Origin of the sequence: Corallococcus sp. AS-1-12 (genome assembly GCF_020036995.1) — a bacterium.
Classification (GTDB): domain Bacteria; phylum Myxococcota; class Myxococcia; order Myxococcales; family Myxococcaceae; genus Corallococcus.
Map to the genome: position 1 here is coordinate 1 of NZ_JAIQDD010000044.1, position 24,820 is coordinate 24,820.

18 protein-coding genes are annotated in these 24,820 nt (G+C 70.6%); 11 read left to right on the forward strand and 7 right to left on the reverse strand.

Features of this window, described 5'->3' with window-relative positions:
- Positions 1 to 759 precede the first annotated feature (759 nt).
- The 6 genes from K8556_RS36830 to K8556_RS36855 all read right to left on the reverse strand — a co-directional run bounded on the left by K8556_RS36830 (position 760) and on the right by K8556_RS36855 (position 11,896).
- Positions 760 to 1,278 carry a hypothetical protein gene (locus tag K8556_RS36830; protein WP_223744811.1) on the reverse strand — a complete coding sequence of 173 codons (519 nt, stop codon included), beginning with the start codon at positions 1,276 to 1,278 and terminating at the stop codon, positions 760 to 762.
- Positions 1,275 to 1,937, reverse strand: coding sequence for a pentapeptide repeat-containing protein (locus K8556_RS36835; RefSeq protein ID WP_223744812.1), 663 nt, complete (start codon positions 1,935 to 1,937; stop codon positions 1,275 to 1,277). Before K8556_RS36835 ends, K8556_RS36830 begins: the two co-directional genes overlap by 4 nt.
- 107 nt (positions 1,938 to 2,044) lie before the next feature.
- On the reverse strand, positions 2,045 to 4,483 hold the full coding sequence (locus tag K8556_RS36840; RefSeq protein WP_223744813.1) for an isoamylase: 2,439 nt from the start codon (positions 4,481 to 4,483) through the stop codon (positions 2,045 to 2,047).
- Between the two features lie 174 nt (positions 4,484 to 4,657).
- Positions 4,658 to 7,597 carry a DUF4215 domain-containing protein gene (locus K8556_RS36845; protein ID WP_223744814.1) on the reverse strand — a complete coding sequence of 980 codons (2,940 nt, stop codon included), beginning with the start codon at positions 7,595 to 7,597 and terminating at the stop codon, positions 4,658 to 4,660.
- A gap of 10 nt (positions 7,598 to 7,607) precedes the next feature.
- Complete coding sequence (locus K8556_RS36850) at positions 7,608 to 8,849, reverse strand: PEGA domain-containing protein (protein WP_223744815.1); 1,242 nt, start codon at positions 8,847 to 8,849, stop codon at positions 7,608 to 7,610.
- Between the two features lie 20 nt (positions 8,850 to 8,869).
- Positions 8,870 to 11,896 carry a protein kinase gene (locus K8556_RS36855; RefSeq protein ID WP_223744816.1) on the reverse strand — a complete coding sequence of 1,009 codons (3,027 nt, stop codon included), beginning with the start codon at positions 11,894 to 11,896 and terminating at the stop codon, positions 8,870 to 8,872.
- Positions 11,897 to 12,381: 485 nt separating this feature from the next.
- Between K8556_RS36855 and K8556_RS36860 the strand changes: the two genes are divergently transcribed.
- Genes K8556_RS36860 through K8556_RS36870 form a run of 3 tightly spaced genes read left to right on the forward strand, consistent with a single transcriptional unit; the run spans position 12,382 to position 15,094 of the window.
- Entirely contained in the window at positions 12,382 to 13,515 is a 1,134-nt protein-coding gene (locus tag K8556_RS36860) for a hypothetical protein (protein WP_223744817.1), read from the forward strand.
- Positions 13,516 to 13,527: 12 nt separating this feature from the next.
- Positions 13,528 to 14,517, forward strand: a complete 990-nt coding sequence (locus K8556_RS36865; protein WP_223744818.1) for a HEAT repeat domain-containing protein — start codon at positions 13,528 to 13,530, stop codon at positions 14,515 to 14,517.
- Between the two features lie 49 nt (positions 14,518 to 14,566).
- Positions 14,567 to 15,094, forward strand: a complete 528-nt coding sequence (locus K8556_RS36870; protein ID WP_223744819.1) for a hypothetical protein — start codon at positions 14,567 to 14,569, stop codon at positions 15,092 to 15,094.
- Between the two features lie 102 nt (positions 15,095 to 15,196).
- Here the strand turns inward: K8556_RS36870 and K8556_RS36875 are convergent, their stop codons facing one another.
- Entirely contained in the window at positions 15,197 to 16,417 is a 1,221-nt protein-coding gene (locus K8556_RS36875; protein ID WP_223744820.1) for an FAD-dependent monooxygenase, read from the reverse strand.
- A gap of 307 nt (positions 16,418 to 16,724) precedes the next feature.
- Here K8556_RS36875 and K8556_RS36880 point away from each other — a divergent pair, with 307 nt between their 5' ends.
- The 8 genes from K8556_RS36880 (at position 16,725) to K8556_RS36915 (ending at position 24,801) form a co-directional block, all read left to right on the forward strand.
- On the forward strand, positions 16,725 to 17,519 hold the full coding sequence (locus tag K8556_RS36880) for an SDR family NAD(P)-dependent oxidoreductase (protein WP_223744821.1): 795 nt from the start codon (positions 16,725 to 16,727) through the stop codon (positions 17,517 to 17,519).
- A 149-nt stretch (positions 17,520 to 17,668) separates the two neighbouring features.
- Positions 17,669 to 18,754 carry a type III polyketide synthase gene (locus K8556_RS36885; protein ID WP_223744822.1) on the forward strand — a complete coding sequence of 362 codons (1,086 nt, stop codon included), beginning with the start codon at positions 17,669 to 17,671 and terminating at the stop codon, positions 18,752 to 18,754.
- Positions 18,748 to 19,323 carry an isoprenylcysteine carboxyl methyltransferase family protein gene (locus tag K8556_RS36890; protein ID WP_223744823.1) on the forward strand — a complete coding sequence of 192 codons (576 nt, stop codon included), beginning with the start codon at positions 18,748 to 18,750 and terminating at the stop codon, positions 19,321 to 19,323. Before K8556_RS36885 ends, K8556_RS36890 begins: the two co-directional genes overlap by 7 nt.
- Positions 19,316 to 19,591, forward strand: coding sequence for an acyl carrier protein (locus K8556_RS36895; RefSeq protein ID WP_223744824.1), 276 nt, complete (start codon positions 19,316 to 19,318; stop codon positions 19,589 to 19,591). The genes K8556_RS36890 and K8556_RS36895 overlap by 8 nt, the downstream gene beginning before the upstream one ends.
- Entirely contained in the window at positions 19,588 to 21,345 is a 1,758-nt protein-coding gene (locus tag K8556_RS36900; protein WP_223744825.1) for a fatty acyl-AMP ligase, read from the forward strand. The genes K8556_RS36895 and K8556_RS36900 overlap by 4 nt, the downstream gene beginning before the upstream one ends.
- Positions 21,346 to 21,480: 135 nt before the next feature.
- A complete protein-coding gene (locus tag K8556_RS36905) occupies positions 21,481 to 22,578 on the forward strand; it encodes an NAD(P)/FAD-dependent oxidoreductase (protein ID WP_223744826.1) in 1,098 nt (365 codons plus the stop codon).
- Positions 22,579 to 22,643: 65 nt separating this feature from the next.
- Positions 22,644 to 23,204, forward strand: a complete 561-nt coding sequence (locus K8556_RS36910; protein WP_223744827.1) for a gamma-glutamylcyclotransferase — start codon at positions 22,644 to 22,646, stop codon at positions 23,202 to 23,204.
- A gap of 145 nt (positions 23,205 to 23,349) precedes the next feature.
- Positions 23,350 to 24,801, forward strand: coding sequence for a DNA/RNA non-specific endonuclease (locus K8556_RS36915; protein WP_223744828.1), 1,452 nt, complete (start codon positions 23,350 to 23,352; stop codon positions 24,799 to 24,801).
- The last annotated feature ends 19 nt before the right edge of the window (positions 24,802 to 24,820 follow it).

Genomic DNA, 24,820 nt, shown 5'->3' on the forward strand with positions numbered 1-24,820 from the left:
ACCTGGACCGGCTGGGGAGCGCGTGCTTCCGGCTCCAGGACGCGGCGCGCTGGGAGTCGGGTACAGCTTGCGCCCAGGCGGAATTCGAGTTGCTACGGCTGGCAGCCCGGGTGGCCGAGCGGCCCGGGCATGTGCTCCTCGTTCAGTCCCTGCAACGGGCCTTCCTGGGAGGCGCGGACCGGCTGCAGCCTTTCATGGGGGGAGAGTTGCTGCGCGAGTGGGCCTGGCGCGCAGTGGGGGCGCTGGATGAGCGCGACGCGCGGAGGCTTCAGCACGAACTGCCGGCGCTGCTGAAGGCGCGCGATGATCGCATGCTGGAGGCCTTCGCTCCCGTCCTCCAGGAGCCGGTCTCCTCCGAAGCCGCGTGCTCTCAGGAAGCGCCGCTCAGCGCCTCCGCGTCAGCTCCCGCGCCGAAGGCACGGCCTGACGTGGACGAGAGAGACCTTGGCCCGCGTGTGCCAGCCGCGGAGGATATCGGAGCGCTCGGGGGCGCATCCTGTCCCCAGGCGGAGGCCCTCCACCTGGAGCTGGAGTGTGGGGCGCTGCCGCCGCCAACCGTTCCAAGGCCCGTTCTCAACGAGTTCGTGGGTGATGGCACCGGGGCGGACGAGCAGGCCGCGGCCTCGGAGACCTCGTCCGACCATCGGATTGGACTGCCGCAGGAGACAGGGGGCCGCCTGGGCGGGTGGATTGCGCGACTCTGGCGCTTCATGGTCCATGCCCTGGGGCCACCTGTGTCGTGCTCGGATTACCGGGGCTTCAGTGCCCGCGCGCCTCCGCCTCGAACCGCCGATGGGCGGACTCCATCCGTGCCAGCGCGTCCACGAGATCGCGCTCGATGTCCTCCCGCTGGGCCTGCACCAGGTCTTCCGGAAAGCCCGTGCGCTCCAGCAGGTTCAACTGCATGAAGAACCGCTCGCACTGGTCGGCCCTGAGCGCGCGATCCAGATACTGACCTGCCTGAAAGAGGAAGTCCCCCCAGGAGAGCGCCCCGTTTCGATAGCGGAGGAACAGGCTCGCCAGGTGGTCCGCATTCTCCTCGCGGATTTCCTCGGGAGTGGCTGGAAACGGAAGCATCGGAATGTCGCGGATCAGCCCCAGCGCTGTGTCGGCATCTGGCGCAGTGCACATTTCCAACAACCAGGGCGGTGGGTCATCCAGCTTCATCACCCAGGCATCCGCCCAGGCGATGATCTGCTTGAGCCCGACGAGCCCCATCTCCACCATCACGCCGATTCGCACGACGGAGACCAGGTCGAACGGGGTGCCGTCCTTCACCGCTTCGACCCGGTCTTCTTCGCCCCGCCGCGTCCACCCGCCTTCGCGTGGTAGCCCTCCACGCGCATGCCCAACTCGTGGACCACGGACATCGCCGTGTCCTGCGGGATGCGCGTCTCCTTCAGCTTGTTGTGCGCGGGGTCGAGCATCAGGCCCGTGGCCCCGGAGAAGTCCGTCCGGGTCAGCGTGCAGCCGCGGAAGTTGCTGCCGGTGAGGTCCGCGCCCGTGAAGTCCGCGTCCGTCAGGTCCATGTCGAAGAAGTTCGCTTCCCTCGCCACGCAGCGCACGAAGGACGTCTGGCGAAAACTCAGCGCCACGAACGAGCTGTAGGGCAGGCCGCACTCCTCGAAGTTCACCTCCGGGTTCGGCGCCACGCCCGTCCAATCAATGCCCATCAGCTTCGAACCCTCGAAGCGCACGTCCCTCAGACGGATGCCATTGAAGTTCGCGCGCGTCAGGTTGCAGCCCCGGAACACACACGCCTCCAGCAGCGTGTCCTTCCACCGGCCCTCCTGCAATTCACAGTTCAGGAAGGTGCACTGGTAGAATTCCTTGTCACCCAGGTCGACGCCCTGGAGGTCCAACCCCTCGAACGTCTCCTTTTCGAACGAGTCCTCCTGCTGAAGCCGCTTCGCCACCGCGCTGTCATTCTGGGCCATGGCTGCCTTATACCGGCTCGCCGCCACGCATGCGCGGGGTGAAGTGCCTGCCTTATCGCGAAGGGCCCGGCCCCAGGAAAAGCGCCGGGCCCTCCACGGCCTTCACGCTACTTGGCCACCAGCACCAGCACGCCGCGGCCGCACAGGCCGTAGCTCGCGGCCTCGCCGCCAATCAGGTCCGCGCTGCCCGGGTTGAGCAGCACCTGATCCGCGCCCCGGCTCTCAATCCACGAGCAGGTGTCCGTCACCCGGTACCACTGCTTGCCGCTGCCCGGCCACGGCAGCAGGAAGTTCACGCTGGCGGACCAGCCGTTGTAGGCGACGTAGATGGCGCTCACCGTCTCGCCGGAGAACTCCGTCGCGTCGATGCGGTACGCCAGCGCGTGGTTGCTCGCGCTGTTGAAGTACGCCGCGTCCGGGACCAGGCCGTCCGGCTTGAACCAGCGGTGCTGCTCCATCACGTTCCCGTTGTTGTCGTTCGTCTTGTAGAAGTCCGCCGGACGGAGCGCGGGGTGCGCCTTGCGGAATGCGATGAGGTTCTTGGCGAACAGGCGGAAGTTGGACTGGTCCGCGCTCCACGCGTAGTCCAGCCAGTTCTTGTTCGAGTCCAGGTTGTAGACGTTGTTGTTGCAGTACTGCGTGCGCAGGAACTCGTCACCCCCCGTCAGCATGGGCACGCCCGCGCTCAGCATCATGAACGCCAGGCCGTTGCGCGCCGCCTGCCGCTGGAGCGCCGCGCTGCCGCCCTGGTCCCAACTGTGGTTGCTGTCCTCGCCGCCGTCGGACGGGCCGTAGGGCCACGGCTGGCTGTTGTTCTTGCTGTTGCACGAGTACAGGTCCTTCAAGGTGAGGCCGTCGTGGGCCACCATGAAGTTCACGGACGCGGCCGGCTTGCGGCCGTCATCCGAGTACAGGTCCGACGAGCCCGCGAAGCGCGTGGCCAGTTGCGCCGGCGTCACGCTCTCCACGCCCAACTGGTTCTGGTCCTTGCGGAACGTGTCGCGGAACGCGCCGTTCCACTCCCGCCACTTCGCCGGGAAGTTGCCCACCTGGTAGGAATTGCCGCCAATGGCCCACGGCTCCGCGATGAAGTCCGTGCCCGCGCCGCCCGCCTCCGGGCGCGGGTCCAACTGCGTGGTGATTTGATTGAGCGCGGTGTTCGGGTTGTCCCGGTCGTAGAAGTAGCCGTCGTGGGTGTCCGTCTGGTGTTCGTAGACATTGCCCAGCACGGACGCCAGGTCGAACCGGAAGCCGTCCACGCCCAGCGTGTCCTTCCAGTAGGACAGCGAATGCAGGATGACGTTGCGGGCCGTGGGGTTGAACGTGTTGAAGTTGCCGCCCACGCCCGTGTTGTCCCAGTTGAACTTCATGTCCTTCGTCAGGCTGTAGTACGTGGGGTTGTCCAGGCCCCGGTACGACATGACGTTGTACGTGGTCGGGTCGCCGTTGATCCACGCGCCGCCCTCGCCGGTGTGGTTGTAGACCACGTCCACCAGCACCTTGATGCCGGCGTCGTGGAACGCCTTCACCATGGTCTTGAACTCGCGCGTGGGCCCGCCCGGCGTCTGGTCGCACGCGTAGCGGCGGTCCGGCGCGAAGTAGCTGAGGTTCATGTAACCCCAGTAGTTGTCGCCCGCGGTGCTCATGACGGTGTCGTTGTTGCCGTTGTCCGTCTCGTGCAGCGGCAGGAACTCCACCGCCGTCACGCCCAGCGCCGCCAACTGCGCCGCCTTCTGGCCCGCCGTCTTGTAGGTGCCCAGACAGGCGGCGTCCAACCCGGAGCCGGTGTCCTGTTTCGTCAGGCCGCGCAGGTGCACCTCATAGACGATGTCGTCCTTGAAGGCGCGCGTGGGCTTGGTGCCCGTGGCCGTGGCGTCCGGCGGCAGCACGATGCCCTTGGGCGCGAACGGGCCGCTGTCCTTGTAGCGGTGCAGCGGGCCGGACGCGAACACCGTGGCGTCCGTGTTGCTGGGGTTCACCGGGTCGTGCGACAGCTCCAGCGCGTACGGGTCCCACAGGAGCTTGTTCGGGTTGAAGCGGTTGCCCGCGGAGTCCACGTCCGCGATGAAGCCCACCGCGTTGTTCGTCTTGGTCCAGGTGGAGTTGTACGGCCAGTTGGGGCCCCACGCGCGGTAGCCGTAGTAGACGGTGCCGGTGACGCCGTAGCTGTTCTTCAGCGTGGAGACGGAGACGGTCTTCGACCAGACGTTGGTCGTCGTGTTCTTCGTCATCACGTAGCTGACGGCCTCCTGCGCGCCCTGGGCCGTCTTGTAGATCCACACCTCGATGCGCGTGGCGCGCGACGAGTACACGTTGAAGGTGATGTTCGCCTGCGTGGCGTCGTACTTCGCGCCCAGGGTCCAACTGAGCAGCTCCTGCTCACGCTGCGCGATGTCCTCCACGGCGGGCGTGGCAGGCGCGGGCGTGTCGGCGGGGGCTTCCGGGGAGGCGCAGGAGACCAGCGCCGAGGCGAAGCCCGCGGCGACAAGGGGATGCCACCGCGAGAGCCAGGGGCTCCGGCGGTGGCGACGGGGAGGGGTCATCATGGATGTGGCTCCAGACGCGGCAAGCGAGGTTCACGACCGCTGCATGGCCACCGGGCCCGCGACTACCCGGGGCCCGTCCGGTTCACCACCCCCACGACTGTGAAGTCAACCGCACGTTCCCCCACTCCCACCCCCGGGTCCGCTCGCGTGTGACGCAAGACATGGCCCGGTGCGTCAAGGCACGGGGGCGGGTGGGGTGACGCAGGTCTTGCTGGCCCCACACACCAGGTCGAGCGCGCAGTCCTCGTTGCCCACGCACCGGGTGCCCTGGGGGCAGTCGTAGCCGCTGCCGCCGTTCATCCCGCTCACCTTGAAGTTGTTGTTGGCGACCTTCTCCGTCATGGCCTGGTTGCCGATGGAGCCCTTCAGCTTGTGGGTGACGTTCACGGTGATGGAGCCGGTGACGACCGACGCCTCGATTTCGAACGGCTCCTCCACCGCGTTGATGGCGTCCCGGATGACGAGGGCAATCTGCGCCGCGGGCGTGCCGCTCGCCAGGACCACCCGCTGGTTGGCGGGGTTCTTGAGGCTGTTGTCGCGGTCGAACTCGAAGGTGACCGGGGTGTTGATGCCGTCGCTGAGGGTGAACGTCTCCTGGTCGGACAGGTTCGCGCTCGACGTCGCCGTGATGGTGCCGGTCGCCGCCTGGAGCGTCTGCGTCTTGCAGTTGGCGCTGCACGAGCCGCAGGTGAGGGTGTTGCCGTCGTCGCAGGCCTCGTTCGTGGCGTCCTTCACGCCGTCGCCGCAGACGTTGCCGGAGAGCGAGAGCACCTGCTGGCAGTCATTGCTGCACTGCTGGCAGCTCGCCGTGCCGTACAGGCAGGTGGACTCCGTGGTGGTGTTGCCGTCGTCGCAGGCCTCGTGGTCCGGGTCCTTCACGCCGTCGCCGCAGACGTTGCCCGTGACGGGGACCCGCTCCTTGCAGTCGCCGCGGCACACCTGGCAGCTCGCCTGCCCGTAGGGGCACGAGGACTCCGTCTGCGTGTTGCCGTCGTCGCAGACCTCGTTGGAGGCGCTGGGGTCCTGCTTGCCGTCGCCGCAGACGTTGCCCGTGAGCGTCAGGACCCGCTGGCAGTCGTCGCTGCACGTCTGGCAGTTCGCCTGGCCGTAGGGGCAGGAGGTCTCCGTGGTGGTGTTGCCGTCGTCACAGGCCTCGTGGATGGGGTCCGCCACGCCGTCCCCGCAGACGTTGCCCGTCACCGGCAGCAACTGCTTGCAGTCGCCGCTGCACGTCTGGCAGTTGGCCACGCCGTAGGGGCAGGAGGTCTCCGTGGTGGTGTTGCCGTCGTCGCAGGCCTCGAAGGTGGGGTCCTTCACCTTGTCGCCGCAGACGTTGCCCGTGAGCGACAGGGGCTGCTGGCAGTCGCCGCTGCACTTCTGGCAGGTGGCCACGCCGTAGTCGCACGCGGTCTCCGTCTTCGTGTTGCCGTCGTCGCAGGACTCGTGGTCCGGGTCCTTCACGCTGTCGCCGCAGATGTTGCCCGTGCGCGACAGGCTCTCCTTGCAGTCGAAGCGGCACACCTTGCAACTGGCGGTGCCGTAGGGGCAGGCGTCCTCCGTGTCGGTGTTGCCGTCGTCACAGGCCTCGTTCGTGGCGTCCTTCACGTTGTCGCCGCAGACGTTGCCTTTCAGGTCCAGCCGCGCCTTGCAGTCGCCGCTGCACGCCTCGCAGGTGGCGGTGCCGTAGTCGCACGCGACCTCCGTCTTGGTGTTGCCGTCGTCGCAGGACTCCGGGCGGTCCGGTCCGTTGACGTTGACCACGCTGTCGCCGCAGATGTTCGGCTTGCAGGTGCCCAGGCAGTCGTCGTCGTCGCGGGTGTTGCCGTCGTCGCACTGCTCCTTCGCCGCCGTGTTGGTGACGCCGTCGCCGCAGGCCACGGGGGTGCAGTCCACGTCGCAGATGGCGGAGCTGGGCCCGTCGTCGCACTGCTCGCCCGCCGCGGTGTTGAGGTACCGGTCGCCGCAGGCCGCGGGCGTGCAGTCCGCGTTGCAGGTGCGGGAGTCGCCCGCCGTGTCGCACAGCTCGCCGCGCGTGAGGTTGGTGAAGCCGTCGCCGCAGAAGGCGATGGTGCAGTCCGCGTCGCAGGCGGGGCTGTTGACGGGGCCGGGGTTGTCGCACTGCTCGCCGGAGGACGTGTTTACCACGCCGTCGCCGCAGGCGCGCAGCGTGCAGTTGGCGTTGCAGTAGGCGGACTCGCCCTTGTCGTCGCACTGCTCGCCCGCGGTCCGGTTGACGATGCCGTCACCGCAGACGCGCACGGTGCAGTTGAGGTTGCAGGTGGCGGACTCGCCCTTGTCGTCGCACTGCTCCTCGCCGTCGCGGACGCCGTTGCCGCAGCCTTCCGCGGACCGGCAGTCCGCGCTGCAGCCGTCCTCGCTGACGTTGTTGCCGTCGTCGCAGATTTCACCCTTGATGGTGTCCAGGACGCCGTTGCCGCACGTCTCGTTGGACTTGCAGTCGGAGCTGCACCCGTCGCCGTTGACGTTGTTGCCGTCGTCGCACTTCTCACCCTTGGCCACGTCCACGTAGCCGTTGCCGCAGCTCTCCTGGGAGCGGCAGTCCGCGCTGCACCCGTCGCCGCTGACGGTGTTGCCGTCGTCGCAGCGCTCCTCCTTCGTGGGGTCGGTGTAGCCGTTGCCGCACGTCTCGTTGGACAGACAGTCCGCGCTGCAGCCGTCGCCGCTGGCGTTGTTGCCGTCGTCGCACCGCTCGCCCACGGCCGTGTCCACCACGCCGTTGCCGCACAGTTCGTTGGACAGACAGTCCGAGCTGCAGCCGTCGCCGTCCTCGGTGTTGCCGTCGTCGCACTTCTCGCCCACGGTCGTGTCCGGGACGCCGTTGCCGCAGGTCTCGTTGGACCTGCAGTCGCGGCTACAGCCGTCGCCGTCCACGACGTTGCCGTCGTCACACTGCTCGTGGGGCTGGACGACGCCGTCGCCGCAGTCCGTGGAGATGCAGATGGACTGGTTCGCGGCGCACTTCAGGCCGTCCGGGCACACCAGGCCGGCGGGGCAGTCCACCGTGGTGGGCTGGAAGCAGGAGGAGAGGAGCAGGAGCGGCGCGGCCAGGAGCAGCAGGGCGCGCGCCATGGAAGAGGGGGAGACGCGTGTCATGCGAGGACCTCTAGAAGCGGAACGTGGCCACGGCACCGCCCGACCCCGCGCCGAGGAGCGGCGTGACCTGCACGGCCGCCGCCTCCTGACCCGGTTCGATGCGGTACGGCTTGGGTTGGTTGAGGACGGCGAGCACCGCGCCGGTGACGATGACGGCGCCGCCTACGGCGTACCCGGCGATGGCGCCGGTCTGCATCAGGTTGCCCTGGGAGCGCTCGTCGGCGACGGCGGCGGGCGGCACGCAGCCTCCGCATTGGGTGATGCCGGACTCGAAGGCGCGGAAGTGGTCGCGGGACTGGAGGTGCAGGAAGGTGCTGCCGCCCGCCACGGCCACGCCCGCGCCCATCACCAGCCAGGGCATCGCGGCGGACCAGCGGCGCTTGTAGCGGATGAGGTCGTCGGAGGTGAAGAGCTTCAGGTCCAGCGCCGTCGTCTCACCGGGCAGCAGCGTGCGGCTCTGGTCGCTGGGCACGTAGCCCGCCATCGTCGCGACGATGCTGTGCGCGCCGGGGCGCACCAGCGCCTCGTAGCGGCCGGGGGCCACGAACAGCGTCTGGCCGTCCAGGGTCACCGTGGCGCCGGGCGTGGCGCAGGTGATGTCCACGCGCGCCAACTGCTTCTCCACCAGCGTCTTGTAGTTGCGGGCGTACTCGTACTTCTCCTTCTCCAGCGGCGCCGGTCCGAAGCGCAGCGCCGCCACCAGGTGCTCGTGCACCTCCACGGGCTGGTCCAGGTTCATCAGCGCCAGCGCGAGGTTGTAGTGGATGGCCGGGTGGTCCCAGCGCGCCAGCGCCTGGCGGTACTTCTCCACCGCCCGCACGAAGATGGACTCCTTCAGGAGCACGTTGCCTTCGCCGAACAGCGCGAGCGACGCGTCCTGGTCCGCCTTGGAGATGCCCTGCGCCCAGGGGCGCTCTTCCGCGCCGGAGGGCGAGCCCTCCAGCGTGCTGCTGGCCTGCTCCTGCTGGGGCTCCACGGCCCTGGGCGTGGGCGGCGGGGGCATGGGAAGGGACGTGGAGAGGGGCGCGTCCGAGGGGGCCTGCGCGGCCTCGGCGGCGGTGGGCTTGCGCTTGCGCTTCGAGGCGCCGGCGCCGGACAGCTTCGTCTTGCCCGTGGCCTTCGACGCGGTGGGCTTCTTCTTCGCGCCCCGGGACGTCTTCGCGGTGCCTGTCCGTGGCGCCGGCTCCCGGGCCCACGCGGGCACGGACTCCAGCGCCAGCAGCAGCGACAACGCGACCGCGGACCTGCTCATCACCCTGTTCAAGACGCTTCTCACTTCAGGACCTCGATGACCGGACTGCCGAGCTGGGATTGCAGACGGGAGACGCGCTCCTTCTCCCGCTTGAGCAACGTGGAGAGTTCTTCCGCCGCGCGGAGGGCCTTCTCGCGGGCGTCGCGCGCGGACTCGGCGCTCTCCTCGGCGCGCTTCTTGGCGCTCCGGGCGCGCAGTTGCGCTTCCTGGGCGCGCTTCAGCGCGGACACCAGTTCGTCGTTCTTGCTGAGCAGCTCCTGGTTGGCCAGCGCCACCTGCGCGTTGGCGGACTCCGCCGCCTGCTGCGCCTTCTGGCGTTCCAGCTCCTTGGCCTGCACCTCGGCCAGCCGCTGCTTGGCCTCGGCCTCCGCGCCGCGGGCGTTGGTCTCGGCGGCGCGCGCGATGATTTCGGCCGCCTGGGCCGCCTGGGCCTGCTTCTCGGCCTCCTGCTGCGCGTTGCGGATGACCACGAGCGCTACCACCGCCGCCACCACCAGGAGCCCCAGGAACGTCGCGCTGCCGATGAGCAGCGCCCGCTTCAGCCGGCGCCCCTTCTTCGCCTGCGCGAACACCGCCGTGAGGAAGTCCTGCTGCAGCCGGGGCAGCTCTCCCCGGTAGCGCCGCTGGAAGCGCTGGGCCTCCTCCACCAGCTCGCCGCGCCACAGGAGGTGCGCGTCGAAGTTCTTGCCCTGCCACTGCCGGGCGGCGTTGCGCAGTTGCTCCAGGAACGCGGAGTCCTCCTGGCCCTCGTCCAGCCAGCGCCGCAGCGTGGGCCAGCTATGCAGGAGCGACTCGTGGACGATCTCCACCGTGGCGCCCGTGGCGCCGCCGCCGGTCTGCACCACCAGCAGGCGCGCCTGCACCAGATGGTCGATGAGGCGCTGCATCTCCCCCGTGTCCTTGGTCAGCTCGCGCAGCTCGTCCAGGGACACGATGGCGCGCGTGCGCTCGGGGGTGACCAGCCGCAGGAAGAGCGCGCGCACCAGCGTGCGCTCCTGCGTGGACAGGCTCTCCAGCACGCTGTCCGCGTGGCTCGCCAGCGCGCCGGCGATGCCGCCCATGGCCTGGTAGGCGCCCTCCGTGAGCAGCCGGTGGGTGACGTCTCGCGCCTCCCACAACTGCGTGGCCGCGAACTGCAACAGGGGCAGCGCGCCCTGGGACGCGTCCAGGTGCTCCAGCATGCTGGCCACCATGGCGGGGCTCTCGAACTGGTAGCCCGCGCGCTCCGCCGGCTGCACCAGCGCGTCCTTCAGGCCTTCGCGGGCGGGCGCGGTGAGGAAGTAGAGCCCCTGGCTGAGCTCCGCCATGAAGCGCTCGTCCTCCGGCACGCGGTCCAGGAAGTCCGAGCGGATGGAGAGGATGACGCGGATGGGCGTGGTCGCGTCGTCCGCGATGCCGGACAGGCACGCGGTGAAGGCCAGCCGCTCCTGGGCGTCCGGCACCAGCGTGTAGAGCTCCTCGAACTGGTCGACGAAGAGCAGGATGCGCCGCTTCTCCCGCCGCGCGCGGCTGCGCAGCACGTTGCCCACGTAGCCGGGCTCCGCGCGCAGCCGCTCCACCACCCGCTGCTGCTCCACCAGGTCGTCCTCGATGGTGGTGGACGAGCTCATCAGCGGCGTGACGATGCTGGCCAGCGCCGACAGGGGGCTTCTGCCGGGGCGGATGACCAGCGCCTCCCACGGCGTGCCGGACCGCTTGAGCACGGGCACCAGGCCCGCGCGCACGAACGACGACTTGCCCGTGCCGGACGGGCCCACCACGGCCAGCAGCGGCCGGTCGTTGATGCGGTTCACCAGCGCGGCGATTTCACGGGTGCGGCCGAAGAAGCGGTCCGCGTCCGCCTCCTGGAAGGAGCTGAGGCCCGCGTAGGGGCTCTCGTCCACGCGCAGCTCGCGGCTCATGCGGCCGGGCAGGAAGGGCTCCAGCGCACGCAAGAGCGACGCCGCGTCCGGATAGCGCTCCTCCTTGCGCTTGAGCAGGCAGCGGTCCACGACGGCCGCCAGCTCCTGCGGCACGTCCGGCGCCATTGTCCTGAGCAGCGGCATGGGCTCGTCCAGCATGCCCGTGACCATCAACTGCGGGCCGCGCAGCGGATCCAACGGGTGCTTGCCCGCGAGCATGCGGAAGAGCATCAATCCAACAGCCCAGATGTCCGTGCGGTTGTCCACGGCCACGCCGATGCCCCACTGCTCCGGGGACATGAAGGCCATGGTGCCCATGATGGCGCCCTTGCGGGTGAGGTTGGACACGTCCTCGCCCATGCCCTCCACCGAGTGCAGCCGCGGCTGGACCTGCGGGCCGCCCGGGGCTGCTTCCGCGGGCTCGTCCCCCTGGAGCACCTTGGCGATGCCGAAGTCGAGCACCTTGATGGCGCCCGAGTCCGTCACCACGATGTTCTCCGGCTTCAGGTCGCGGTGGACGATGCCCTGCTCGTGGGCGCACACCAGCGCCTTCACCACCGGCACCATCAGCTCCACCGCGCGCGCGGGCGGCAGGCGCTGGGTGCCCAGCACCTTCGTCAGCGGCTTGCCCTGCAGGTACTCCAGCACCATGAACGGGCCGCCGGTGAACTCGCCGACCTCGTAGATGATGACGATGTTCTCGTGGCTGCACCGCGCCGTGGCCCGCGCCTCCAGGATGAAGCGCCGGGTGATGTCGGCGTCCTCGCTGTGCAGGAACTTGATGGCCACCCGGCGCCCCAGCCGCACGTCGCGCGCCAGGAACACCGTGCCCATGCCGCCGGAGCCCAGCTCGCGGATGAGCTCGTAGTGCTGCAGGCGCATGCCCGGGCGCAGCGCGTGGCCCTGGATGGAGGGGCTCGTGTTGTTGCCGGTGTCACCGGTGCCACCCGTGCCCGGACGCGACGGCCCGTCCCACGTGGACGAACCCGTGTTGGAGCGGGACGGAGGCTCCACGGGCGCGGGAGCGACCCCCAGGAGCGACTCCATGTCCGCGGCCTGGGTCCGGTCCGCGAGGTCCGAGGACACACCCGTCACGCCCACCGCGGGGGGCTCCCGCCGCACGGCACCTGCTTCGTTCTTCATCATGTCCGGCCACTTTTCCCGCGACGCATTCACAGCCATGGCGCGACCCGGGCACCTCCGCCCGGTGCAGCCATGCGCTGGCTACAGCCCCCCGGCCCTGCCACCACGTGTCGTAATCATACACGGTCACTGAATCGCGGACACTCCACGCCCCCGCTGTCACAGGCGTGTCTGTTTTGACCTTGGGGGTCAGGAGGGCACACGCGCGCGGAGAGTCATTGCGCCGCTGCGACACGAAGTGTGTCGGCTCCGTGCGCCGTTCCATAACGTGGGGACTTTTCCTGTGACGCGCGCGGTCAGCGGATGCCATCTCAAGAGGGGAGGAGGGCGGGTTTCAGTAAAAATCCAATCAATCTGTTTTCCTTGATTGAAACAGGGAATCCATGGTTATTTTGATTCCCATGGTTCCTTCCACTCCGACCGAGACGCCCGCATCCGGTCCTCCGCGAGCACGGCGTGTCCCCTGGGTCCTGGCGGGCGCGGGGCTGGTGGCCGTTCTGGCGGCCGTGGGTCTGGTGTGGCGTGGCGGTGACGACGCCCGGGCGCCGTCCGCGGTGGCGGCCCCCGTCAAAGGCACACAGCCGGGCGGGGCGCATGGCGGCGGTGGGGGCGCGGCGGCGGCGGCGGCGCCTGCTGGCGCGGCGGAGGCGGAGGCCGCGGAGCGCCGCTTCTCGGACCAGACGTGCTTCCCGGAGCTGGCGCGCTTCAACGACGGCGTGACGATGGAGTCGTTCCGCGACTGGGCCGCGCCGCTGCTCGCGTCGAAGGACCCGCTCGTCCGCGACTACCTGAAGGCGAAGCTCGCGGAGCTGATTGGCGACGACGCGAAGAAGGCGGGGCAGGTGGTGGACTGGGCCCGGGACGCGCAGGGGGCGGAGTTCCAGGTGCTGCTGTCCGGGCTGCGCGGGTCGGACGCGGTGCAGAAGCCGCAGGTCGCCGCGCGGCTGCTGGAGGCGGGGATGGACAAGGGCCTGTCCATCGCGCGGCGAGCGGGCATGCTGTCCGCGCTCGACACGCAGAAGCACCTGACGCCGGACGCGATGGACCGGATGGCGGACTTCGCGCGCGACCCGGCGTCCACCGAGGCGGGCTGGGCGGCCACGCGCACGCTGGGCCGCGTGATGGCGCGCGAGTCGGAGAACCTGGGGGACGCGTCGCCGTACCTCGACCGGCTCCTCACCATCGCCACGGACGCGCCGGACGAGCAGATCCGCCACCTGGCGCAGACGGCGCCGCTGCACAACTCGCCCGTGCTGGACGCGAAGACCACGGCCCGCTTCGAGCGCATCCTGCGCAGCGAGGGCAACGAGGACGGCCGCGACGCGGCGGCGCAGGTGCTGGCCATGTCCTCCGACAAGGAGCACGTGCTGGAGATGTTCACGGACGCCTTCCAGCGCGAGCAGTCCGTGTGCGTGCGCTGGGCGCTGTTCCGCTTCTCCGCGCGCGTCGCGGGCCGGGACGCCCTGCCGGTGATGGCGAACATGGCGACCGTGGATCCGCGCTTCCAGCCGCTCTACGGCATCTTCGAGACGCTCTACGCCCAGGGCCACGTCGACTTCATCCGCGTCTGGAACGAGCTGCCGGACCAGAACCCCTTCGGCTGCATGGACCGCCACACCTAGGAGCCCTGCCCCATGCCCCGCTACCTCCAAGGTCTTCGCGCGCTCGGGGGCCTGACGCTGATGCTCGCGTCCCCGGTCGTCACCGCCCAGTCCACGCCCTCCACCGCGAAGCCCGCGCTGCGGGGGGAGAGCTGTTCGGTCCAGGGGCTGATGGATCAGCTCCGCCAGGGATTGGGCTCCAGCTCCAAGGCCTACCGCGACTATCTCCAGGCGGTGCTGCGCGAGGCGGCCGTGTCGCTGCCTTCGGGCGAGCTGCACGCGGCGTTCGACCGCGAGACGGACCCGGCGATGGTGGAGCAGTTGGCCGCGGCGCTGGTGGCGCGCAGCGAGCGCGAGGCGGAGAAGGACGCCATCCAGGCCGTGGCCCGCCGCGCGCTGGAGGACCGCGACCCCTCCGTCCGCGCCGCCACCGTGCGCGCCATGCGCCGCACGGGCGCGCTGGAGAAGACGGGGGACATGTACGAGCGGCTCATGCGGGACGGCTCGCCGGAGGTCCGCATGGAGGCGGCGAAGAACCTCGTGGAGGACAACGCGCACGTCTACTCCGGCTACCACGGCCCGGCCACGGACACGGCGGTGAACGCGGCGGCGGTGTCCACGGACCCGAAGGTGACGGCGACGATTCTGGAGTCCCTGGACACGCGCAGGATGGGGCCGGAGGCGGGGCAGAAGCTGCTGGGGATGCTGGGCCACGAGAGCGCGGACGTGCGGCGCTCGGCGGCGCTCGCGCTGGGCAGCGCGCCGGCGGCGCAGATGGGGCCCGCGCGCGAGGCGCTGGTGGGCATGTACCGGGGCGAGCGGGACGTGGGGGTGCGCAAGGCGCTGGTGCAAAGCCTCGCGGAGCTGGGCTTCGCGGACGCCGTGCCGGAGCTGCGCAAGCTGCGGAGCATGGACCCCGCCATGGCGCCGGAGATCGACGCGTGGATCCGCGCCTTGGAATCAGGAGTTCAGGAGTGGGGCCTGCTCCTGAGAGAGAAGCAGCGGCTGCAACAGGTCCGTTGAGCGGCACCCTCATGGGGCCGGACCCGCCGGCCCGAAAGGAACACCCCCGATGCGTCACATGAAGAAGAAGGTCTTCGCGGCCGTCCTGGCCCTCGCGGTCCCCTCCGTCGCGGCGGCGTACTCGTACACGGTGAAGTCGCCCTTTCCGGGCACGGTGACGGCGACGACGTACTACTCCAGCGGCAGCTTCCACGGCGCGTTGGACATCTCCAGCGGCCGCTGCAACTACTGGGGCGTGGAGACGGGCGTGATGGCGTCCCTGTCCTGGAACGTGACCATCCGCACCTCGGGCGTCTATTGCAACGGCACGGGCAGCGGCACGCAGAACGAGGCGAAGCACGCCTTCGCCAACGGCCGGACGTTCCGCCTGTGGCACTTCATCAAGACGTCGGATTCGTATGACCGCACGTGCAACCGCTGCCAGGTGGGCAACGAGGGCGGTACGGGCAACGCCACGGGGCCCCACGTCCACGTGCAGTATGACCAGTCCGGCAGCAACCTGACCGGCTGGTACTCCGGCTACACCACCAGGGGTGAGGCCGTGGACCGCTCGGAGACCATCGGCGTCATCGAGTAGCTCCCAGCTTCCCGCCGGAGGCGGAGCGTCGTGGGGCGCTCCGTCTCCCGTGGAATTGGGAGGTCGGTCGCAAGAGCTGTCGCGGCACGCCGCGACGTCTCCCTAGGCCGGAGGCGGCGGGAGGCTCAGGGCCACGGTGCCTCGGCCCCGGCGCTGCTCGCGGACCCATTGTTTGGAGTGGTGGATCTTCCGCAGCATCCCCTGGAGCGAGGGCTGCTGGCTGGCCATGAGCAGCAGGTAGCTCCACACGGAGCTGCCCCGGCGGTTCAGCAGCGAGTAGGCGAACCGCGTCGCGTCCTGGTCCACGTAGCTGGGGACGTTCTCGAACCACTCGGAGCTGCTGCGCGCCGCCAACTGGATGGCCAGCAGGGAGGCCCTGCGCTCCTCGTCATAGGCCTCCAGCGCCGTGGGCACGTCCGGCTGCTCTCGCAGTTGCCGCGCCAGCCCGATGGCGTCCTGCATGGCCAGCTTCGTCCCGGAGCCGATGGAGAAGTGCGTGGTGTGCGCGGCGTCGCCCATCAGCACCAGGTTGTCGTGGTACCAGCGCTCGTTGGTGATGCGCTTGAAGTTGAGCCACGGCGCCCGGCCCATGCCCTTCAACTGGTTGAACAGCGACCTGCCCTGGAGCCGGCTGTGGAAGATGCCCTCCAGCTTCCGGAGCGTCGCATCCGGCCCCATCGTGTCGAAGCCCAGGGCCCTCCAGGTCGCCTCCTGGCACTCCACGATGCAGGTGCTGGTCTCGCTGTTGAAGCGGTAGCCGTGGAACCAGAGCCAGCCGGCGGGCGTCTCCTCGAAGGCGAAGGTGAAGGCGTCGAACACCTGGTTGGTGCCCAGCCAGATGTACTTGTTGCGCCCCTCCTCCATGTGGGTCTGGAAGTGATGGGCGTGGCGCTGGCGCAGCCGGCTGTTGACGCCATCGCAGGCGACGACGAGGTCCGCGTCCATGAACGCGGAGGGGTCCGTGACGTCGTGCTCGAAGCGGACGTCCACGCCCAGCCCCCGCGCCCGCCGGATGAGGATGTCCAGCAGCCGGTCGCGTCCCAGCGCGAAGCCATAACCGCCGATGTGCGTCGCGTACCGGCCGCGCAGGTGCACCTCCTGCGTGTCCCAGCGCGCCGCGGACAGGGCGATCCGCTGCGCGCTCACCGGGTCGTTCCGGTAGAGGTCGTCCAGCAGGTCATCCCAGAACACCACGCCCCAGCCATACGTCACGCCCGCGGGGTTGCGCTCGAGGACGGTGATGTCGTGCTTCGGGTTGGACAGCTTCGCCAGGATCGAGAAATAGAGCCCGGCAGGGCCACCGCCAACACAGACCATCTTCATCGAATCCCCCCAGCGCGCGAACGACCCGGATGCTACCGGCCAGCCAGGGGAATCGACGCTGGTCGGAAGCGCTGTCTGTCGTTGCTGGCAGGACAGAAGAGGGGATGAGAGGCTTCAGCGGCTCCGGCCCTCGCGCCGCCGGGCCCCGCGGACGGGGGCAGGTGTTCAGCGAGGAACGCCAGCGGGTGTCCCATTTCGCGCCCGGCGCCTGGATTCGGGTTTGCGCGGCGTGGCCATTGTCTCGGAGGCTCGCGGGCCGCATCCCCACGGGCCGGAAGGCCGTACTCCTCTTTTCCCGGGACACGCCATGCGCATCGAACTCACTGGAAGGACCGCCCTCGTCACCGGCTCCACGGCCGGCATCGGCCTGGCCACGGCGAAGGGGCTGGCGGCGGCGGGCGCCGCAGTCATCGTCAACGGCCGCACGCAAGCGTCGGTGGACCGGGCCATCGCGGCGGTGCGCGAGGCGGCCCCGGGCGCCACGGTGAAGGGCTTCGCGGGCGACCTGGGCACGGCGGAGGCCTGCGCGGCGCTGGTCGCGGCGCACCCCCACTGCGACATCCTCATCAACAACCTGGGCATCTTCGGGCCGAAGGACTTCTTCGACGTGTCCGACGAGGACTGGAGCCACTTCTTCGAGTCGAACGTGCTGTCCGGCGTGCGGCTGTCGCGCGCGTACCTGCCGGGGATGCGGCAGCAGGGCTGGGGCCGCGTGGTGTTCGTGTCGTCCGAGTCCGCGCTGAACATCCCCACGGAGATGATCCACTACGGCGTCACCAAGACGGCGCAGTTGGCCGTCGCGCGCGGCCTGGCCAAGCGCATGGCGGGGACGGGCGTCACGGTCAACTCCGTGCTGCCGGGCCCCACCCTCTCCGAGGGCGTCCGGGAGATGTTCCGCGAGGAGCACGAGAAGTCGGGCCGGTCCTTCGAGGACCTCGCCGTGGACTTCATCCAGGCGAGCCGGCCCAGCTCCCTCCTCCGCCGCCCGTCCAGCGTGGAGGAGGTGGCGAACATGATTGTCTACGTCGCGTCGCCCCAGGCCTCCGCCACCACCGGCGCCGCGCTGCGGGTCGACGGGGGCGTGGTGGACTCCATCGCCTGAGCGCCCGGGGCGTGGCGTCGCGTGTGCAACAGTGTGGGCCGCCGGCGGGGTTCAAGGGCGTGCAGGTCCGGCGATACTCCATCGCATCTGGCCCTGCGGGGGATTAAGCCTGGGGAACCGGCTCCCCGGGTGGGACCCTCCAGGACTTCATGCCCAGCACGACCCGTCACGACCCCGCGCCATCCCCTTCGTTGAGCGCGGTGGGACGCGCGCTCCCCCCGCACTACGCCAGCCAGGAGCAGCTCATCGCGGCGCTGCGCGACCTGTGGGCGACGAAGCACTTCAACCTGGAGCGACTGGAGGACCTGCACCGCAACGTGCAGGTGGGCGGCCGGCACCTGGCGCTGCCCTTGGAGGAGTACCCGGCGCTCACGACGTTCCAGCAGCGCAACGACGCGTGGATCCGCGTGGCCACGGAGCTGTCGGAGAAGGTGGCGCGCGAGGCGCTGTCGCGCGCGGGGCTCACGCCGAAGGACGTGGACCACGTCTTCTTCGTCACGGTGACGGGCATCGCCACGCCCAGCGTGGACGCGAGGCTGGTCAACCGGATGGGCCTGCGCGAGGACGTGAAGCGCACGCCCCTCTTCGGCCTGGGCTGCGTGGCGGGCGCGGCGGGCCTGGCGCGCGCGGCGGACTACCTGCGCGCGTTCCCGAAGCAGACGGCGCTGCTCATCGCCACGGAGCTGTGCTCGCTCACGCTCCAGCGCGAGGACCTGTCCATCCCCAACATCATCGCCTCCGGCCTCTTCGGTGACGGCGCGGCGTGCGTGGTGCTGCGGGGCGCGGAGGCACCAGCCACGGGTCCTCGTGTGGTGGGCTCGCGGTCGGTGTTCTACCCGGACACCGAGCGGGTGATGGGCTGGGACGTGGTGGACACGGGCTTCAAGGTGGTGCTGTCCGCGAAGGTGCCGCAGTTGGTGAAGGAGCACATCCGGGGCAACGTGGAGGGCTTCCTCGCGGAGCACGGGCTCGGCCTCAAGGACGTGAAGCACTGGGTGGCGCACACCGGCGGCCCCAAGGTGCTGGAGGGCTTCGAGTCCGCGCTGGAGCTGGCGCCCGGCGCGCTGGAGCGCTCGTGGCGGTCGCTCAAGCAGGTGGGCAACCTGTCCAGCGCGTCGGTGCTCTTCGTGCTGGGGGAGACGCTGGAGGAGGTGGACGCGAAGCCGGGCGACTGGGGCGTGGTGATGGCCATGGGTCCGGGCTTCTGCGCGGAGATGGTGCTGGTGCGATGGTGACCGGGACGCAGGCGTTGTTCGCGGGCTTCATGGGGCTGCTCGTCGCGGAGCGGCTGCTGGAGCTGGTGCTCTCCAAGCGCAACGCGGCGCGGGCCTTCGCGCGGGGCGGGGTGGAGACGGGGCAGGGGCACTACCGGTTCATGGTGGTGTTCCACACGCTGTTCCTCGTCGCGTGCGTCGCGGAGGTGTTCGGCCTCCAGCGGCCCTTCTGGGGCGCGTGGAGCTGGGCGGCGCTGGTGGGCGCGGCGGTGGCGCAGGGGCTGCGGTACTGGGCCATCGGGACGCTGGGCGACCGGTGGAACTCGCGCATCATCGTGGTGCCGGGGCTGGCGCCGGTGACGGGCGGGCCGTACCGGTTCCTGCGGCATCCGAACTACGTGGCGGTGGTGTTGGAGCTGTTCTGCGTGCCGCTCATCCACGGAGCGTGGGTGACGGCGGTGGTGTTCACGGTGGGCAACGCGGCGCTGCTCTATGTGCGCATCCGCGCGGAGGAGGCGGCGCTCGGGGCGATGTACTCCGAGGCCTTCGCCCACCGTCCCCGCTTCATTCCGGAGGTTCGCCGTGGCTGACATCGTGACGGAGGCGGTGGCGGAGATCCGCCGCATCGCCCGCGAGGAGCTGGAGTTCGAGGGCGCGGTGGAGCCCGCGCACGACCTGCTCCGGGACCTGCAACTGGACAGCCTGGGGCTGACGGTGCTGGCGGTGGGGCTGGAGAACCGCTTCCGGGTGCTCCTGTCGGAGGAGGACGCGCAGGGCGTGCGGACGGTGGAGGACCTGGCGCGGCTGGTGGCGGCGCGGGTCGAGGCCGCGAAGCCGGACGCGGGAGCGCACCCGTGAAGGGGCCGCCGCTGCCGGCGCTGAAGCACGCCACGGTGAACGCGATGCTGAAGGCGACGTCGCGCACGTCGCTGGGGCTGGTGTTCGTGGACGCCGCCGAGCACGAGACGTCCCTGCCGTGGGCCCAGGTCTACCGGCGGGCGAAGCGCGCGGCGGCGGGGCTGGCGCGGCTGGGCGTGCGCCCGGGGGACCGGGTGGCGGTGTTGTTGCCCACGTCGCCCGCGTTCATGGATGCGTACTTCGGCGCGCTCCTGGCGGGCGCGGTGCCGGTGCCGCTGTATCCGCCGGTGCGGCTGGGGCGGCTGGACGAGTACCACCGCTCGACGGCGCGGATGCTCCAGTTGACGGGCGCGGTGGTGGTGCTGACGGACACGCGCGTGCGGCTGCTCCTGGGCCCGAGCATGGCGCTGGCGCGGCCGAGGCTGGGCTGTCACACGGTGGACGCGGTGCTGCACGGCGACGAGGACCTGGAGGTGGAGGTGGAGCCCGACGCGCTGGGGCTCATCCAGTTCTCCTCCGGCTCCACGGTGGAGCCGAAGCCGGTGGCGCTGACGCACGGGGCGCTGGTGGCGCAGGTGGCGGCGCTGGAGGCGGCGATGCCGTTGGCGCCGGGCGTGATGCCGGTGGGCGTGAGCTGGCTGCCGCTGTACCACGACATGGGGCTCATCGGCTGTGTGCTCGCGGCGCTGTACTACCCGGGCAGCCTGGTGCTGATTCCGCCGGAGACATTTCTGGTGAAGCCGGCGCTGTGGCTGCGCGCGCTGTCGCGGCACCGGGGCTTCGTGTCGCCCGCGCCGAACTTCGCCTACGGGTTGTGCTTGAAGCGGGTGAAGGACGCGGACCTGCAGGGCGTGGACCTGTCCGGGTGGCTGCACGCGCTCAACGGCGCGGAGCCGGTGTCCGCGGACACGCTGCGCCGCTTCGCGGAGCGGTTCGAGAAGTGGGGCTTCTCCGCGAGGGCGCTGCGGCCGGTGTATGGCCTGTCGGAGGCGGCGCTGGCGGTGACGTTCCCGCCCGCGGGCCGGGGGCCGCGCGAGCTGGGCGTGGACGCGGACGTGCTGGCGCGCGAGGGGCAGGCGCGTGACGGGGCGCGGACGCTGGTGAGCGTGGGCGCGCCGGTGGCGGGCTTCGAGGTGCAGGTGCGCGGTGAGGACGGCGCGGTGCTGCCGGAGCGTCAGGTGGGGCGCGTGTTCGCGAAGGGGCCGTCGGTGATGCACGGCTACTTCGAGGACGCGGAGGCGACGTCGCGGGCGCTGGTGGCCGAGGGCTGGCTGGACACGGGAGACCTGGGCTTCAGCGCGGACGGGGAGCTGTACCTGACGGGCCGCGCGAAGGACCTGGTCATCATCCGGGGCGCGAACCACGCGCCGCAGGCCTTCGAGGATCCGCTGCTCAAGGTGGAAGGCGTGCGCACGGGCTGCGCGGTGGCGCTGGGCTTCACGCCCGAAGGAGGCCAGGACGAGGCGTTGCTCATCCTGGCCGAGCGCGCGGAGCGGGGCGCGGACGTGGCGTCGGTGGAGGCGGACATCCGCGCCGCGGTGGTGGAGGCGACGGGCGTGCAGCCGCACACGGTGAGGCTGCTGGAGCCGGGAACGCTGCCGCGCACGTCCAGCGGCAAGCTGCGCAGGCGCGAGGCGTTGCGGCGCTATCTGGCCGGAGAGCTGACGGCGCCGAAGAAGGTGGGCGCGGTGGGGCTCGCGGTGGAGATGGCGAAGAGCGCGCTGGCGATGGTGCGCGCGGAGCACGACTCGTGAGCGTGGCGGTGCTCGCGTGACCGCGTCGGTGCGTGGAGCCCGGACCGCTCGGAGTGGGATGGGGCCCGTGGCTCCAATGCTGCGCGGGGCGGGTCCTCGCTGGCCGTGCCCTTGGCACGGACGAGGTCCGAACACGTGAAGCAGCACGACGTGGTCGTGGTGGGCGGAGGTCCGGCCGGGCTCGCGGTGGCCATCACGGCGGCCCGGCGCGGGCTGGACACGGTGGTGGTGGAGCGCGCATCCACGCCCGTGGACAAGGCGTGCGGTGAGGGCCTGATGCCCTCCGGCCTCGCGGCGCTGGAGCGGATGGGCGCGCTCGCGCACCTGGACCGGAGCGACAGTTCGCCCTTCGTGGGCATCCGCTACGTGCAGGAGGACGGCAGCACGGCGGAGGGAAAACTGCCCGCGCCCGGTGGGCTGGGCGTCCGCAGGCTGGCCCTGTCGAATGCGCTGGCGACCCGCGCGCGCGAAGTGGGCGTGGACCTGCGCGAGCACACGCATGTCGTGTCGCACGTGCGCACGCCGGACGGCGTCACGCTGGAGACGCCCGTGGGCCGCGTGTCCGCGCGCTTCCTCGTCGCGGCGGACGGCTTGAACTCACCGCTGCGCAAGGCCGAGGGCCTGGACGTCGAGCAGGACATGCCCCGGCGCTACGGGCTGCGTCGCCACTTCCGGCGCGCGCCGTGGACCCCCTACGTGGAGGTGCACTTCGCCTCCGGCGTCGAGGCGTACGTGACGCCCGCCGGAGCGGAGCGCGTGGGCATCGCGTTCCTCTGGGAGGACGGCACGGTGCCGGGCCGCGTGGGCTTCGACGCGATGCTGGAGCGCTTCCCCCGGCTGGCGGAACAGCTCACCGGCGCGGAGCCGGACTCCCAGCCGCGCGGCGCTGGCCCCCTGGCCCGCGTGGCCCGCACGCGCATCGCGGATCGCTTCGCCCTCGTCGGTGATGCCGCCGGCTACGTGGACGCGCTGACCGGCGAAGGGCTCACGCTCGCCTTCGCCTGCGCGGAGTCCCTGGGCGCGCTGCTCCCGGACGCTCTGGCGAAGGGCGCGGGCCGCGACACGCTGCTGCCCTACGAGCGCACCTTCCAGCAGGTGTTCCGCAAGTACTCCTGGACCACGCACGGCCTGCTGATGCTCGCGCGCCGCCCGCGTCTGCGCAGGCCCGTGGTGCGCCTCCTGGGCCGCGCCCCCTGGCTCTTCGAGTGCATCCTCGCCGCCGTGGTGAGCTGACCCGGACGCGGATCCGCACGGCCTGGCCCTTGTTCCACCGCCGCGCGCCGGGGACACTCGTCCCCATGGCATCTGGCCCCGCGGCTTCACGTCCCTGGTTCGCGTTCTCCCTCGACCTGGCTCCGGCCGCGGCGAGCCGGCACCTGCACGGCCTGCCCCCCGTGCCCGACTTCCCCGAGGGCGAGCTCGCCGAGGCCCTGGACGTGGACGTCGTCTACGACGTGCACGTGCCCAACTGGGGCGGCCGGGTCGCACGCCTGGTGGATGCTCCCGGACACCGGCTGTCCGGGCGCCTGCGCCCCGTCGCCACCGAGTCCTGGCCCGTCCTCGCCCGCCTGGAGACCGCGCTCGCCCTGGCCACCGAGGAGCGCCCGGTGAAGGTGCGCACCGCCTCCGGCACCGTCGTGGACGCCCACGCCTTCACCCCCGCCGCGCGCAACGCCTCCACGCAGGGGCCCGTCAGCGAGGCCTTCCTGATCACCCTCGCCGTCGCCGCCGAGCGCGCCCGCCTGCCTGCCGCCGTGGTCGAAAAACTCCAGGCCGAAGCCCGCATCGTCCACGCCGTCCAGCACGCCCGGCCCGACGGACACCACCCTCCGCCCCCCTCCAAGTCCGGCATTAAGTGACAGCCGGGTCCAGCCGGACCGAAAAACGCCCTGCTCCCTGAGAAAAAAGGCGGGGTGACGCAACCGGGCGCCGGGTCACTCCGACGATGGAGGGGAGGGGCCCTCCCTGATCGTCTCCCCCGCCGGCTCCGAGGACTTTCACCGCATGTCGCTGCGAATCCCGACGGGAATCTCCACCCCGCGTCCCACGCCCGCGAATGCCGCCGCCCCCACCGCCGCGCCCGCGAACACCGCGGTGCCCGCCGGGGCGGACCTCCCCGTCAATGCGCCCGCCTCCAACGTCGTGGCGCCCACGGGGGGCAGTTGGAAGCGCTCCGCCACCAAGGAGGTGGCCATCTCCGACCTCCAGCAGAAGTTCGGCTGGACGGATGAGAGCTGGCAGGGGCGCCTGCTGCACGCGGCGGACGAGGGCGCTGACGGGAGCCGGGCCTCGAACGGCCAGGTGTCCGCGGCGGAGCTGGAGTCGTACCTCTCCGCGCCCGCGGACGCGCAGTTCCTCACGTCCACGGCGCTCCAGCAGCAGCGCGCGGCGCTCGACGCGAAGCTCCAGGGCGGCGCGCAGTCCGCGAAGGTGGACAGCTTCGACAGCCCCTGGCAGCAGTCCGTGGCGAAGCGCGCGGACCTCCTGGGCGGCAACGGCGACGGGGAGCTCTCCGCGGACGAGCTGACGGCCTACATCAACGCGTCCAAGGCGAACCAGGCCAAGGGCACGGGCACGGCCGCGAACACGCAGTGGGTGCCCGACCAGCAGATGGCCGTCTTCCAGAGCCGCGTGGCGGAAGTGGCCGGCGAGGTGGATCCGCTCCAGGGCGTGGGCGGCAGCGGCGCGACGCCCGGCCTGAACATGGTGAAGGAGTACTCGCGCACGCTGATGGACACGGACAAGAACGTGCCCACGTTCGTGAGCTACCTGCTGTCCGCGGCGGACGTGAAGGAGACGCCCGCGGACGTCAGCCGGCTGGACAGCACCTTCGTGCGCGACCCGGAGCTGAAGCAGGGCGGCGTGGTGGACTCCGACTACAACAACACCGGTTTCGACCGGGGGCACATGAAGCCGGCCGAGGACTCGCCCACGCAGGCGGCGATGAACGAGAGCCACTACATGAGCAACATCGCGCCCCAGCACGGCAACCACAACCAGCAGGTGTGGCGCACGCTGGAGCGCGGCGTGTCCGAGATGGTGAAGGAGACCGGCGGCAAGGCCTACATCGTTACGGGCAACCTGTACCTGGACGACAAGGGCAAGCCGCTGCCGCCGGAGTCCATCCAGACGACGGGCTCGAAGGCCGACCGGCAGATCGCGGTCCCCACGCACAACTTCAAGACGGTCCTGCTGGAGCTGCCCAACGGCAACCTGTCGATGTTCGCGTACATGGTGCCCAACGCGAAGGAGGGCCCGTCCAAGAAGGAGGACATCCTCCCGCTGCTCCAGCAGTCGCGCGTGCCGGTGGACCAGTTGGAAGGATTGCTGGGCCAGGACCTCTACGCGCAGTTGCCGAAGGGCGTGCAGGACAAGCTGGAGAAGGACACCTCCGCCGCGGGCGTCTTCCAGCAGCAGAGCCTCTACGAGTCCGCCACGCTGCTGCGCGCGCCCTGAGCCGTTGTCAGGGCCGCGG

Coding starts and splice junctions, on each gene's coding strand:
- K8556_RS36835 (WP_223744812.1), bottom strand. CDS start 1,937: ATGGCCCAGAATGACAGCGCGGTGGCGAAGCGGCTTCAGCAGGAGGAC.
- K8556_RS36840 (WP_223744813.1), bottom strand. CDS start 4,483: ATGATGACCCCTCCCCGTCGCCACCGCCGGAGCCCCTGGCTCTCGCGG.
- K8556_RS36845 (WP_223744814.1), bottom strand. CDS start 7,597: ATGACACGCGTCTCCCCCTCTTCCATGGCGCGCGCCCTGCTGCTCCTG.
- K8556_RS36850 (WP_223744815.1), bottom strand. CDS start 8,849: ATGAGCAGGTCCGCGGTCGCGTTGTCGCTGCTGCTGGCGCTGGAGTCC.
- K8556_RS36855 (WP_223744816.1), bottom strand. CDS start 11,896: ATGATGAAGAACGAAGCAGGTGCCGTGCGGCGGGAGCCCCCCGCGGTG.
- K8556_RS36865 (WP_223744818.1), top strand. CDS start 13,528: ATGCCCCGCTACCTCCAAGGTCTTCGCGCGCTCGGGGGCCTGACGCTG.
- K8556_RS36870 (WP_223744819.1), top strand. CDS start 14,567: ATGCGTCACATGAAGAAGAAGGTCTTCGCGGCCGTCCTGGCCCTCGCG.
- K8556_RS36875 (WP_223744820.1), bottom strand. CDS start 16,417: ATGAAGATGGTCTGTGTTGGCGGTGGCCCTGCCGGGCTCTATTTCTCG.
- K8556_RS36880 (WP_223744821.1), top strand. CDS start 16,725: ATGCGCATCGAACTCACTGGAAGGACCGCCCTCGTCACCGGCTCCACG.
- K8556_RS36885 (WP_223744822.1), top strand. CDS start 17,669: ATGCCCAGCACGACCCGTCACGACCCCGCGCCATCCCCTTCGTTGAGC.
- K8556_RS36890 (WP_223744823.1), top strand. CDS start 18,748: ATGGTGACCGGGACGCAGGCGTTGTTCGCGGGCTTCATGGGGCTGCTC.
- K8556_RS36910 (WP_223744827.1), top strand. CDS start 22,644: ATGGCATCTGGCCCCGCGGCTTCACGTCCCTGGTTCGCGTTCTCCCTC.
- K8556_RS36915 (WP_223744828.1), top strand. CDS start 23,350: ATGTCGCTGCGAATCCCGACGGGAATCTCCACCCCGCGTCCCACGCCC.